This window comes from Sphingobacterium sp. lm-10 (assembly GCF_023554555.1).
Lineage (GTDB): Bacteria > Bacteroidota > Bacteroidia > Sphingobacteriales > Sphingobacteriaceae > Sphingobacterium.
Genome location: NZ_JAMJWC010000002.1, coordinates 608,737 through 621,257, shown reverse-complemented (window position 1 = coordinate 621,257; position 12,521 = coordinate 608,737). Strand labels below are relative to the sequence as shown.

13 protein-coding genes are annotated in these 12,521 nt (G+C 42.2%); 2 read left to right on the top strand and 11 right to left on the bottom strand.

Annotation, left to right across the window (positions count from 1 at the left end; translation table 11 throughout):
• Nucleotide 1: 1 nt before the first annotated feature.
• Together rplD and rplC are read right to left on the bottom strand one after the other, a co-directional pair.
• Entirely contained in the window at nucleotides 2-631 is a 630-nt protein-coding gene (gene rplD, locus M8998_RS12670; protein ID WP_249993441.1) for a 50S ribosomal protein L4, read from the bottom strand.
• 6 nt (nucleotides 632-637) lie between these two features.
• Nucleotides 638-1,255 carry a 50S ribosomal protein L3 gene (gene rplC, locus M8998_RS12665; protein ID WP_249993439.1) on the bottom strand — a complete coding sequence of 206 codons (618 nt, stop codon included), beginning with the start codon at nucleotides 1,253-1,255 and terminating at the stop codon, nucleotides 638-640.
• Nucleotides 1,256-1,553: 298 nt separating this feature from the next.
• On the opposite strand from rplC, the gene M8998_RS12660 reads away from it, so the two are divergent.
• Nucleotides 1,554-2,021 carry a DinB family protein gene (locus tag M8998_RS12660; RefSeq protein WP_249993437.1) on the top strand — a complete coding sequence of 156 codons (468 nt, stop codon included), beginning with the start codon at nucleotides 1,554-1,556 and terminating at the stop codon, nucleotides 2,019-2,021.
• Between the two features lie 81 nt (nucleotides 2,022-2,102).
• Here the strand turns inward: M8998_RS12660 and M8998_RS12655 are convergent, their stop codons facing one another.
• From M8998_RS12655 to M8998_RS12615, 9 genes are all read right to left on the bottom strand, one after another.
• Nucleotides 2,103-3,071, bottom strand: coding sequence for a helix-turn-helix transcriptional regulator (locus M8998_RS12655; protein WP_249993435.1), 969 nt, complete (start codon nucleotides 3,069-3,071; stop codon nucleotides 2,103-2,105).
• 353 nt (nucleotides 3,072-3,424) lie between these two features.
• Nucleotides 3,425-3,784, bottom strand: a complete 360-nt coding sequence (locus M8998_RS12650; RefSeq protein WP_249993433.1) for a CoA-binding protein — start codon at nucleotides 3,782-3,784, stop codon at nucleotides 3,425-3,427.
• Between the two features lie 17 nt (nucleotides 3,785-3,801).
• Nucleotides 3,802-4,977, bottom strand: a complete 1,176-nt coding sequence (locus M8998_RS12645; protein WP_249993431.1) for a serine hydrolase domain-containing protein — start codon at nucleotides 4,975-4,977, stop codon at nucleotides 3,802-3,804.
• A 78-nt stretch (nucleotides 4,978-5,055) separates the two neighbouring features.
• On the bottom strand, nucleotides 5,056-6,765 hold the full coding sequence (locus M8998_RS12640; protein WP_249993430.1) for a dihydrolipoyl dehydrogenase family protein: 1,710 nt from the start codon (nucleotides 6,763-6,765) through the stop codon (nucleotides 5,056-5,058).
• 45 nt (nucleotides 6,766-6,810) lie between these two features.
• Nucleotides 6,811-7,806, bottom strand: coding sequence for a pyruvate dehydrogenase (acetyl-transferring) E1 component subunit alpha (gene pdhA / locus M8998_RS12635; RefSeq protein WP_249993427.1), 996 nt, complete (start codon nucleotides 7,804-7,806; stop codon nucleotides 6,811-6,813).
• Nucleotides 7,807-7,895: 89 nt separating this feature from the next.
• Entirely contained in the window at nucleotides 7,896-9,296 is a 1,401-nt protein-coding gene (gene hisS / locus M8998_RS12630) for a histidine--tRNA ligase (RefSeq protein WP_249993425.1), read from the bottom strand.
• Nucleotides 9,297-9,357: 61 nt separating this feature from the next.
• On the bottom strand, nucleotides 9,358-10,095 hold the full coding sequence (rnc, locus tag M8998_RS12625; protein WP_249993423.1) for a ribonuclease III: 738 nt from the start codon (nucleotides 10,093-10,095) through the stop codon (nucleotides 9,358-9,360).
• An 82-nt stretch (nucleotides 10,096-10,177) separates the two neighbouring features.
• Nucleotides 10,178-11,431 carry a beta-ketoacyl-ACP synthase II gene (fabF, locus tag M8998_RS12620; RefSeq protein WP_249993421.1) on the bottom strand — a complete coding sequence of 418 codons (1,254 nt, stop codon included), beginning with the start codon at nucleotides 11,429-11,431 and terminating at the stop codon, nucleotides 10,178-10,180.
• Nucleotides 11,432-11,457: 26 nt separating this feature from the next.
• Nucleotides 11,458-11,694, bottom strand: coding sequence for an acyl carrier protein (locus tag M8998_RS12615; RefSeq protein ID WP_066754720.1), 237 nt, complete (start codon nucleotides 11,692-11,694; stop codon nucleotides 11,458-11,460).
• Between the two features lie 284 nt (nucleotides 11,695-11,978).
• Here M8998_RS12615 and M8998_RS12610 point away from each other — a divergent pair, with 284 nt between their 5' ends.
• The gene (locus tag M8998_RS12610; protein WP_249993419.1) at nucleotides 11,979-12,479 is read left to right on the top strand and encodes an IPExxxVDY family protein; all 501 of its coding nucleotides are present in this window, start codon (nucleotides 11,979-11,981) and stop codon (nucleotides 12,477-12,479) included.
• Nucleotides 12,480-12,521 lie beyond the last annotated feature (42 nt).

Sequence of the window (12,521 nt, the reverse complement as noted above, 5' to 3'; positions counted from 1 at the left end):
ATTACTTAGCGAATGCCTCCTCCAAAGTTTTTACAGAATCTGCCGTCAACAATAGTTTCGTTGCGTTCAATACATCGTATGTATTCAACTCAGAAGCTACGATTACTTTTGCTTTCTTCAGGTTTCTGCTTGATAAATAAACATTGTTATTATATGCTGGCAATACCAATAAAGTCTTGTCATCAGCAATGTTCAACGCGTTTACTAAAGCCAAATAGTTTTTAGTTTTGATGGTATCGAAGTTCACTTCGTCCAACACCACTACGTTATTCTCTTGTGCTTTGTAGCTCAACGCTGATTTACGTGCCAATTGTTTCAATTTTTTGTTCAATTTGAAAGAATAGTCACGTGGTTGTGGACCGAATACACGACCACCACCATTAAACAATGGAGATTTGATAGAACCCGCACGGGCGCCACCAGTACCTTTTTGCTTGTGTAATTTACGCGTAGAACCAGCGATCTCATTACGTTGTTTTGATTTGTGTGTTCCCTGGCGTTGGTTCGCTAAGTACTGTTTCACATCCAAATAGATCGCATGGTCGCTAGGCTTAACACCGAATACCGACTCAGGAAGCTGCACCTTGGCACCTGTTTCTTTTCCTGATAAATTAAATACGTTAATTTCCATCTCTCTCTACTTGTCTACGATTACATAAGAACCTTTGGCTCCAGGAATGGAACCACTAACCACAATTAGGTTTTGCTCAGGGTAAACTTTCAATACCTGAAGGTTTTGAACTTTTACTCTCTCACCACCTGTACGACCCGCCATACGCATCCCTTTGAATACGCGTGAAGGCCATGATGAAGCTCCCAATGAACCTGGTGCACGTAGTCTGTTGTGCTGACCGTGAGTCGCACCACCTACACCACCAAAGCCATGACGCTTCATTACACCTTGAAAACCTTTACCTTTAGAAGTACCGACTACGTCGACAAACTCGCCTTCTGCAAATAAAGTTACATCAATAGTGTCTCCTAGTTGTTTCTCTTCCTCGAAGGTTTTGAATTCAACTAGTTTACGCTTAGGAGCCACTCCCGCTTTTGCGAAGTGTCCTTTTAGAGGAGCCGACGTATTCTTTTCCTTAGCATCATCATAGCCAAGTTGAATAGCAGAATAACCGTCCTTCTCTACCGTACGTATCTGCGTTACCACGCACGGCCCAGCCTCGATTACTGTACATGGGATATTCTTTCCCTCTGTACTGAACAGGCTGGTCATTCCTACTTTTTTACCAATAATTCCTGACATGTTATAAAATAAATTAATTAAACGTCCATCGAAGCAGTAGGGCTTCGCTCAAGACACACTTCTCCCATTTAGGGTTTGCAAAGGTATACATTTTGTTATAACTATCAAATAGTTAGTCTATTATTTTTTAAAAGTTATTTCATACACCTTATTTAATTCACTCACATATTAAAGAGCTGGTAAGACATATTTAGTTGATAAATGTAAAAAACGTTTTTACTCATGACATACTGTTGTCATTACATCAACCTATGTTTGTGACATAGATAATTATATATACACTATTAAAAATAACATCATGAGTACATCACTTATCTCTAAACACGATCTATTAAAGCATTGGCTAGGACATCGTAACTTGACCCGCCACGTATTGGAAAAGTTTCCAGAGGATCAATTATTCACTTTTAAGGTCGAAAAGATGCGTACTTTCGCTGACCTTGTCAAAGAATTATTAAGCTTGGCGGTACCGGGGCTACATGGTATCGTACATCAGGAGATTACTCCGTATGATCATGATTTGCCTTACGACAGTAAGGAAGCCTTGTTGCAGGCCTGGGATGAAGCGACGCCTCAAATTGAAAAGTTATTTTTGCAGATTCCAGAAGAACGCTTTCATGAAGACTACAACTTATTTGGTCAATACAACTTCCCAATTCTTCACAACATATTGTATTTTATCGACAACGAAGTACATCACCGCGGACAGGGTTTTGTGTATTTAAGATTATTAGGCATTGAACCGCCTTTTTTCTGGGAACGCTAGTAATATGCAATTGAACTAAAGGATATGCTACCATGGTAATTAACTGGATTGCCATGGTAGTACATCACTTGATTGAAAGCACTAAGTGTCATTACCCAGCTTTTTCAAGCTGGCATTGCATAAATCGCGAATCCTGTCGCGAAGTTGTACGGGTTCTATAATCTGTGCGCTGTCGGCAAACATCATAAACCAACGGGCAAACCCTTCCTCCGGCACGGTGGTTTCAAAATGCATTTCTACTTCACTGCCGACGACTTGTTCACTTAGGTACCCATAATGCTGACGATCCCAGTGCAGGTAATGTGCTATCGTACGATCTACCCGAATAGTGATATACGTTTTCGCCACTTCCTCTTTCTGTTCCAGAAAATAAGCCAATTCTCGATGCTGCGTGGAAAATCCTTCATTAGTTAACCTGATGTACTGAATACGATCCAGACGAAATTGCCGATAATCCTGACGAAGCTGACAAAAGGCCATGACATACCAAAACCTTCCTTCTACAAATATGCCGACAGGCTCAATGGTTCGAGCATCTGCCGCGTCACTGCGAGGCTTTAAATAGGTTAGGTATACCGCTTTTCTAGACACGATGCTCTCTAATAATATACTTAGCCCTTCCGGTAGCGCCTGATTGAAGGTGTTCCTTTCCGCACGAATCAAAACTGACGGATAGGCATCCTGTAAATTCTCCTTCTCAGAAGATCGTAAAGAGGCCTTCATTTTGCTAATGGCAGAATGGAACTGCTCGCTCAAATGCTTGTCTGTATACTTAGCAACCAATTTTTCTGCCGCCAAAAAGCTCAACGCTTCTTCTCTTGTAAATGGAAGCATCGGTAGTCTATACTCGGATACAATGGCATATCCGGAGCCCGCTTCTCCATATATGGGTATTCCCGCACCGATAAGCGATTGTATATCTCGGTATATGGTACGTGTACTGACAGCATACTTGTCGGCAAGCGCAGCCGCTGTGACCAGCCGACTGGATTGGAGCTGGATAAAAATGGAGAGGATGCGATTAAAACGCTTTTTTATATCAGTAGACATACACAAACAAATATACAGCAATTGCTACAAGACCTAATAGCAGAAAATCGGTGTTATGACGTGTGTTAAATTTTGTTAAACGGTAATATGCTTTTCAAAATGGCACAGATGTTGAAGATGTACAAGTATTCATAATTTAGGTTAATAATTGGTTAGTTAGTGAAACACCTGAAGTTCCCCGCTTCAGGTGTTTCTTTTTTATGACTTTTAGCACCGCTTTGACCTAACAAACCTCCTACCCAATTCCTCAAACACTTTATATAAGCTCGAAGATCTATCCTACATAAAACAAGTAGCGGCGGCATCCTAGATGAATACCGCCGCTACTTGTTACTGTATTTTCCTATGCCTTTTTAGAACTGGCCTGTATTCAGCATTACTAAAGTGCATGCTTCTACGACCTCAATACCAGCAGCTGTCGCTTTTTCGCTCAGTTCCGGATTTTCCGTTCCTGGATTTAGAATCAATCGCTTCGGCTTGGTTTCAAGAATATAATCGTAATATACAGATTGGTTTCTAGGCCCTACATACAGTGTAATGGTATCGATATCTGTATGTATTTTTTCTGCGGGTTCAATGTCTACTCCTGCTACCGCTCCTTGTTTCAATCCAACGTTAACGATGGTATGCCCTTTGCGCGTCAGTTTATTCGCTACTAAGTATGAGTATCTTGCTGGGTTGGTGCTCGCGCCTAAGATCAATGTCTTTTTCATATCGTATCCGAGTTTATTTAGTTTACCAAATCGCCATTTGAATTGTAGGCGTTTTGTCTCAAAATAGGCATTTTCAGAATTTTATACAAGTCGTCTAACTGATTTAAACTTCCGTTTGCCATATTAGTTAACAAAACTATGGTGATATCGTTTTTAAGGTCGCGCACATAAAGGCTTTTAAAGCCATGCCACCACCCAGTGTGGTACACAATTGGATTATCTGCCGGATTGAAAGTACGCCAGCCGTAGCCATAGCTAAATAGACTACGACGTGCATCGCTACGCGCTACATAACTGGAATCTTGGGTTTCTTGCTTTAGCAAGCGACCATCGCGCAATGCACGATCAAATAAAAACAAGTCTTGCACCGTACTGTACGCCCCTTTATCCCCTACTGGGCCATCCAAATAATTTTGCACAACGGATCTTCTCCAGGTCTTGTCGTGCCCGATAACATCGGTAGGGATTTTTTCATAAACCGCGCGAGAAAGAATGGCTGTGTTTTTCATTCCGGCAGGCTTGAACACATGTTCTTTCATATAGACTGCAAAATCTTGTCCAGTGACCTTTTCTACAATAGAGGCCAAAACCATGAAATTAGAATTATTATAATGGAAGCGCCCATCTGGTGCCCCGTAGCGATTAGGCTTGTGCTCGGCCAGCAAAGCCATGGCATCCATATTGCTCATACCTTTTTTACGATCCTTCCAATGGTCTTCGGAAAAGTATACGTAGTTGGGCAAGCCAGACCGGTGAGACAACAATTGTTGAATGGTAACGCCGGGAAATGGAAATTCTGGAAAAAACTCCGTTACTGTCTGATCGAGGCGAAGCTTGCCGGCTTCTACCAACTGCATCACGCCGACACCTGTTAATGGCTTGGAAACGGATGCTAGCTCAAACTTCGAGTTTACATTCAAACTGTCTTTCAGCAAATAGTTTGCCCAGCCGAAGGCATTCTGATAAATGATTTTCCCTTTCTTTGCCACTAACACATTCCCGTTGAATCCCTTCCTGTGGAGATTACGCATAAACTGATCAATTTCAGGATCGGCATTTGCCGGATCATATACTAACGCAATACTGTCGAGGTTAGCTTGCTGTTGCTCCGCTTGCGCCTGCTTTTCTTCGGAAGATGCGCAGGAAACACAAATTAATACACTAAATAAGAAATAGGATAATATAAACTTCACGCTACTGTGTTTGCTAAAAAAATCGAGGTAATAAAAAAGCCACTTCTATTGAAGTGGCCTTAAATATAAGAAATCGGGTTACGCCAACAAACGAATTGGCGATTCGATCAAACTTTTTACAGTCTGTAAGAATGCAGCGCCGGTTGCGCCGTCTACTACTCGGTGGTCACAGCCCAATGTCACTTTCATCACATTGCCTGGCACTACTGCGCCATTCTTGACGACAGGGACTTGCTGTATCGCGCCTACGGATAGGATCGCGCCATCAGGTGAGTTGATAATAGATGTAAATTCATCAATACCAAACATTCCTAAGTTAGATACGGTGAAGGTAGAACCCTCCCAATCCGAAGGCTGTAGTTTTTTCGCTTTTGCTTTACCGGCGAAATCTTTCACTTCTGCAGAAATGTGTGACAAGGACTTGCCATCCGCAAAACGTACCACTGGTACTAAAAGACCATCTTCAACCGCAATCGCTACACCAATATTCGTGTGCTCATTGTATCTCACTTTGTCTCCTTGCCAAGAAGAGTTCACCGCTGGGTGTTTTTTCAAGGCTACAGCTACCGCTTTGATTACGATATCGTTGAAAGATACTTTCACTGGAGCTACCTCGTTGATTTGAGCACGAGCTGCCATTGCATTGTCCATATCCAAACTAATCGTTAGGTAGAAATGTGGTGCAGTGAATAATGATTCTGCCAATCTGCGTGCGATAGTTTTGCGCATTTGATTGACAGGTTTCTCTGTATAACGCTCTTCTCCGATGTATTGAGGAATACTGATCGTTGTTTTTTCTGAAGATGCCGCTGGCGCCGAAGCTTCTTTAGCAGGAGCAGACTCTTTCGCCGAAGGCGTGAAATCTTCTACGTCTTTCTTCACGATGCGGCCGCCTTCTGCAGATCCTTTCACCTGAGCCAGATCAATACCTTTATCTTTTGCAATTTTGCGGGCCAAAGGAGAGGCTTTCACACGAGCGTCATCAGATGAAGACGCGCTTTCCGAGCCTTCTTCTTTTGCAGTAGTATCGTCTTTCTTTTCTGTTGGCTTATCTTCTTTCTTGCTGTCCGAAGAAGCAGCTTTTGATCCAGAAGATTTCTTGTTTAACAACGGCTTGATGTCTGTTCCTTCAGGTCCTACGATCGCAATAATCTCATTCACCTGCGCTGCATCACCTGCCTCTACACCGATGTACAATAAAGTACCGTCTGCATAGGCAGTAACTTCCATTGTTGCTTTATCGGTCTCTACGTCTGCAATGGCGTCATCAGATTTGATGGCATCACCTACTTTGAAATTCCATTGCGCGATAACACCTTCTTTCATGGTATCACTCAACAAAGGCATAGTTACTACGGTTACACCAAGGTCTTCTGCCGTAACATCATCACCTGCTGTATCGCCTTCTTCTTCCGTATCCTGTTCTTCCGTATCTTCTTGTTTATCGGATGATTCGGATTTTTTTTCTTCCTTATCGTCGGATTTCTCTTCCGATTTGCTTTCAGTCGAAGCAGAACCACCGTCTTTCAACAAGGCTTCATAATCTTCTCCTTCTTCACCAAGAACAGCAATAACAGCATCGATTGCTACTGCTTCGCCTTCTTTGGGGCCAATATAAAGGAGGGTACCTTCTTGGTAGGACTCGAAGTCCATGGTTGCTTTATCGGTCTCGACCTCTGCGATCAAATCGCCAGAGTTTACTTTGTCGCCCACTTTTTTGTGCCATTTTGCGATAACCCCTTCGGTCATGGTATCGCTCATTTTGGGCATTTTTACTACTTCAGCCATTTGGTAGGATTCTAATCTATTTAGTTAAAGTAATTATCTTATTTATTAATCCATTATGAATGGATAGTCTTCCTGTACGTAGACATCCTTGTAGATTTCAGATGCATCTGGGTATTCAGATTCTTCTGCAAATTTTACGGACTGCTCTACTTCTTTCTTTACACCATCTTCTATTTCTTTAAACCACGCTTCGTCGGCGTATTTGTTTTCCAAAATAGCATGCTTTACCGTCATCAATGGATCTCTTCCTTTGTACTCTTCCAATTCATCTTTTGTACGGTACTTAGCTGGGTCAGACATAGAGTGTCCTTTGTAACGGTACGTACGGATCTCCAAGAAAGTTGGGCCTTCTCCAGCACGTGCGCGTTGTACCGCTTCGTCCATAGCATTGTGTACAGCCACTACATCCATTCCATCTACTGGAGCACTTGGCATATCGAAGCCTAATCCCATTTTGTAGATATCTAGCATGTTCGTGGTACGCTGTACGGAAGTTCCCATTGCATAGCCGTTATTTTCACAGACGAATACTACTGGTAGTTTCCATAGCATTGCCATGTTTAAAGTTTCGTTGAATGCGCCTTGACGAACGGCACCATCACCCATGTAACAAATGTTTACATTATTTGTGCCTAAGTATTTTTCCGCGAATGCGATACCTGCACCTAATGGAATTTGTCCACCAACGATACCATGGCCACCCATGAATTTGTGTTCCTTAGAAAAGAAGTGCATGGATCCGCCTTTACCTTTTGAACAGCCTGTTGCTTTACCAAAAAGCTCTGCCATACAGGCATCGGCTGATATCCCTTTAGCCAAAGCGTGTGCGTGATCACGATAAGCCGTAATCATAGAATCTTCCGGATTGATTACCGACATAGTACCCGCAACTACCGCTTCCTGACCAATGTACAAGTGACAAAAACCACGAATTTTCTGCTGTCCATATAGCTGGCCTGCTTTCTCTTCAAATTTACGCATGAGCAGCATGGATTTATACCACTCTAGATAAGTTTCTTTCGTTATAGGTGTTGAACTCATTTCTAAGTATTGAATTTCTTATTATTCTGACTACAAATCTAATAATTAATCATGACATATGTGCCATGGCTTGTGCCGATCGGACGATATTATCCCAGAGATATCGAAGATCGTATTTTTTCGATGGCAGCAACCTCATCGAGGATCACTTGCTCACCCGTATGCATATCTTTGACGGCGATGGTATTTGTCTTCACCTCTTCTTCTCCCACTAGCCAGACAAAAGGAATTCCTTTGCCATTGGCATAGCTCATTTGTTTTTTGAGCTTGGATGGCTCGGGGTACATCTCTGCAGCGATTCCCTGAGCGCGCAAACGGTGTACAAGAGGTAAGGTATGCATCTCTAAATTTTTTTCGAAGTTACTGATAAGTACCTGTGTGGATGCCGCCGATTTTTCAGGAAACAAGCCCAATTCTTCCAGCACGTCGTAGATACGATCTGCACCAAATGATACACCTACACCTGTTAGGTTTTTTAAACCAAACATTCCCGTCAGGTCATCATAGCGCCCGCCTCCGCCAATACTGCCCATTTGCACTTCATTGGTTTTTACCTCAAAGATACAGCCCGTGTAGTAGTTGAGCCCACGTGCTAGCGTAATATCCACTTCTACAGACCGAGCAAGCACCTCACCTGTGGTATCCAAGGCACTGATGTACGCAAAAACTTCTTCGAGTTCTGTCACTCCATCCAAACCTACAGCCGAAGAAGCCAATACCGTCTTCAAGGCGTCCAGCTTTTCTACATTGGTACCGGCCAACAAAATGATAGGCTCCAACACGGTCAGATCGTGATCTGTAAAACCGCGGTCCAATAGCTCTTTATTGACACCTTCCAGTCCAATTTTATCCAACTTATCGATCGCTACGGTCATATCCACAATCAGTTCCGGTTTGCCAATGACTTCGGCGATACCAGAAAGGATTTTTCGGTTGTTGATTTTAATCGTAAAATCAGACAAACCCAGTGCACGAAGTGCTTCATGATAGATAAGCACGAATTCTGCTTCATTGAGCAAAGACGGGGAACCCACCACGTCCACATCGCATTGATAAAACTCACGGTACCTACCACGCTGTGGTCGGTCTGCACGCCACACTGGCTGGATTTGAAATCTTTTGAAAGGTAGCGTGATATCATTTTGATGCATCACGACATAACGCGCAAAGGGTACCGTAAGGTCGTAGCGCAATGCCTTTTCGGAAATTTGCGGAATGAGTTTGAGTGAATTTTTCTCGGATAGTAGCACCTCGGATGCTTTGGCCAAATAATCTCCCGAGTTCAATATTTTAAAAATCAACCGATCGCCTTCTTCACCATACTTACCGGTTAAGGTTGTTAAGTTCTCAAAAGAAGGAGTTTGGATCTCATTGTACCCATACTTGCGGAAGATAGCGCGTAGCGTATCGAAGATATGATTACGTTTCTCCATCTCAGCAGGAGAAAAGTCGCGCGTACCCTTTGCCAGGGTAGGTTTTACTTGTGCCATGGGGCAAAGGTAATAGAAGAAAATGATATGTAAAAAGGTTTAGGCACCCAAGATGGTCGCTTTATACTACATCCAGAATCTTAAGATGTTCGCAAGCCTTTTCCGCGGCTAATTTTTCCGCACTTTTTTTGTTAAAATCGCGACCAATTCCACATTCTTCTCCATCCACCATCACGCGTACCGAGAATAGTTTGGTTGTTTCACCAGCAGGATTTGCTGTAGGTTCAAATGCGACTTCCTTATTATTATGTTGACACCATTCGATCAAGCGACTTTTAAAATTAGTCTCCGTCATTTCCAATGTGTGAATATCCACATGCGCCTTCACAATTCGCTCCAATAAAAATTCACGGGTAAAAACATAACCTTTATCTAGATAGACAGCACCGATCAGGGCTTCAAAAGCATCTCCAAGTAGAGAACCCTGTTTGGCGGAAAAATGAATTAGACGTTTATCGTATTCTATCAGTTCGTTCAGCCCTAACTTGCGAGACAGCTGATTTAAATTCGCTCGAGATACAATTTTAGAACGCATCTCGGTAAGAAATCCCTCCCCTTTGTAAGGATACAATTTAAACAACAGCTCTGCTATTACAGAACCTAATACGGCATCTCCCAAGAATTCCAACCTTTCGTTGCTATTCTTCACCCCTTCTTTGATAGCTATCGCGACCGACTTGTGCCGGAACGCCATCTGATAGAGTTTGATATTACCGGGTACAAATCCCAGTATATTCTTCAACTTCTTGTAATATTTCCGTTTGGGAGAGAGGTATAATTTATAAACGTTGAGCGCCATGCACGATCCTTAAAAGAAATAGGTAGTCTCTTTACGAAGACTACCTACCCAATTCTTTATTACTTGTATAATACAATAACCATTACGCTTTATACTTTTTGACAATTACGGTCGCATTGTGACCGCCGAAGCCAAATGTATTACTGAGTGCGGCATTCACCACACGCTTCTGCGCTTTGTTGAAAGTAAAATTCAATTTACTGTCGATCTGCGGATCGTCTGTAAAGTGATTGATAGTCGGTGGGACAATATCATTCTTTACAGCCAGGATAGAAGCAATTGTCTCTACCGCACCTGCAGCACCGAGCAAATGACCTGTCATTGACTTCGTCGAACTGATGTTCAAGTTATACGCATGTTCACCGAACAGGTCTACAATCGCTTTCGTTTCGCTGATATCACCTACCGGTGTAGAAGTACCATGTACGTTGATATAATCAATATCCGAAAATTCCATCTGTGCGTCTTCTACCGCCATAGTCATGGCCAATTTAGCGCCTAGTCCTTCTGGATGAGAAGCGGTAATATGGTATGCATCGGCACTCATGCCGCCACCTACTACTTCCGCATAGATCTTGGCTCCACGAGCCAAAGCGTGCTCTAAGCTTTCTAAAATGATTGCTCCAGAACCCTCTCCTGACACAAAGCCATCACGATCTTTATCGAACGGGCGTGAAGCCGTTGAAGGATCATCGTTGCGTGTGGATAAAGCATGCATGGCGTTAAAACCACCGATACCCGCTTCGTTCACAGTCGCCTCCGAACCACCTGTAATAATCACATCCGCTCTACCCATTCGAATATACGTAAACGCGTCAATTAGGGCATTCGTTGATGAAGCACAAGCGGAAACCGCAGAGAAATTAGGACCCCGCAAGCCGTACCGCATAGAGATATGACCAGGCGCGATATCTACCAACATCTTTGGAATAAAGAAGGGATTGAATCGCGGTGTACCATCTCCTTTGGAATAGTTAACTACTTCTTCCGTGAAAGTTGTAAGTCCGCCTATACCTGATCCCCAGATTACGCCAATTCGATTTCTGTTTAAATTTTCAAAATCAAGATTTGCATCTTTGACCGCTTCATCCGTAGAAGCAATAGCATATTGCACAAACGGATCTACTTTACGTGCCTCTTTCCGATCCATAAATTCATGCGGATCGAAGCCCTTTACTTCACAAGCAAACTGGGTCTTGAACTTTGATGCATCGAAATGCGTAATAGGAGCAGCGCCACTTACACCATTTATCAAACCATCCCAGTACTCTGAGACGGTATTGCCAATAGGTGTAAGTGCGCCTAATCCTGTAACAACTACTCTTTTAAGCTCCATTAATTATGCTTGGCCTAATACAAATGTTAGTTAACGTTTTTCTCTAAATAAGTGATAGCTTGACCAACTGTACTGATGTTTTCTGCTTGATCGTCTGGAATAGCAACGTTGAATTCTTTTTCAAATTCCATGATCAACTCAACAGTGTCAAGTGAGTCTGCACCTAAATCGTTAGTGAAAGAAGCTTCAGGTGTAACTTCATTTTCATCAACACCTAATTTTTCAACGATAATAGCTTTTACTCTTGATGCGATATCTGACATGATTCTCTAATTTAATTGTTTAATAAATCTGTGCAAAGAAAAATAAATTTACTCAAAAATCAAACTGCGATTTTGAGAAATACAAATAAAGAACAAATCAGCTGCGCTGTTGTTTTGCAGAAGTACCTTTCACAGACTATATACAACCAATATTAGGCATTATTACACGACTTCGCAACTTTAAATTGCCTAAACAATCAAATAATATAAATTTAAACCTACATCACGAAAGGGGTTCTATCCGAAAACACTAACTTTGCCTCTGCAACAACAGCCGATCGCGTGTGAGTAAAATTACTTTTAAGCTGGAAACAGATTTTGATCTCGAGTTGGATTTTGTGCTGATAGGCATTAGTTCCTCTCTTCGGGATTATCGCCTTTGCCATTTTGTAAATAAACACACCAACCTACAGCTTACCCACGGAAAAGAAGACTACATTGATCATAAGGGTATCCCAAAAGATAAGTCTCGGAATGAAATGGACTACCACATTATCTATGAACAAAAGCGTGGCAAGGCGGCAACAACTCAACATTTCACGACTTTCCGGTATGTCAATGCTACGTACGATCACGAGTATTACTTGATCAGCAATCGTAGTGAAGAAGGTGGTCTGCTTATATCTGAGGCACCCAATTTTGACTACTTTATCCTGATTAAACACTTTATCGATCAAGACGATTTAAAAATATTAATCGAAAGCTTAAAGAGTGTCGCAGATATACTTCTAGCAAAAGAAATCGACCCAATAGTATTGAAATCCAAAGAAAATCTGATATTTTAGCGATTTATTAAAGTGTAATTGGTACACTTACATAGTGATTGG

Excerpts from the sequence above, each read along its gene's own strand:
- M8998_RS12660 (WP_249993437.1), top strand. The coding sequence starts at position 1,554 with ATGAGTACATCACTTATCTCTAAACACGATCTATTAAAGCATTGGCTA.
- rnc (WP_249993423.1), bottom strand. The coding sequence starts at position 10,095 with ATGGCGCTCAACGTTTATAAATTATACCTCTCTCCCAAACGGAAATAT.
- rplD (WP_249993441.1), bottom strand. The coding sequence starts at position 631 with ATGGAAATTAACGTATTTAATTTATCAGGAAAAGAAACAGGTGCCAAG.
- rplC (WP_249993439.1), bottom strand. The coding sequence starts at position 1,255 with ATGTCAGGAATTATTGGTAAAAAAGTAGGAATGACCAGCCTGTTCAGT.
- M8998_RS12650 (WP_249993433.1), bottom strand. The coding sequence starts at position 3,784 with ATGAAAAAGACATTGATCTTAGGCGCGAGCACCAACCCAGCAAGATAC.
- M8998_RS12615 (WP_066754720.1), bottom strand. The coding sequence starts at position 11,694 with ATGTCAGATATCGCATCAAGAGTAAAAGCTATTATCGTTGAAAAATTA.
- M8998_RS12640 (WP_249993430.1), bottom strand. The coding sequence starts at position 6,765 with ATGGCTGAAGTAGTAAAAATGCCCAAAATGAGCGATACCATGACCGAA.
- pdhA (WP_249993427.1), bottom strand. The coding sequence starts at position 7,806 with ATGAGTTCAACACCTATAACGAAAGAAACTTATCTAGAGTGGTATAAA.
- fabF (WP_249993421.1), bottom strand. The coding sequence starts at position 11,431 with ATGGAGCTTAAAAGAGTAGTTGTTACAGGATTAGGCGCACTTACACCT.
- hisS (WP_249993425.1), bottom strand. The coding sequence starts at position 9,296 with ATGGCACAAGTAAAACCTACCCTGGCAAAGGGTACGCGCGACTTTTCT.
- M8998_RS12655 (WP_249993435.1), bottom strand. The coding sequence starts at position 3,071 with ATGTCTACTGATATAAAAAAGCGTTTTAATCGCATCCTCTCCATTTTT.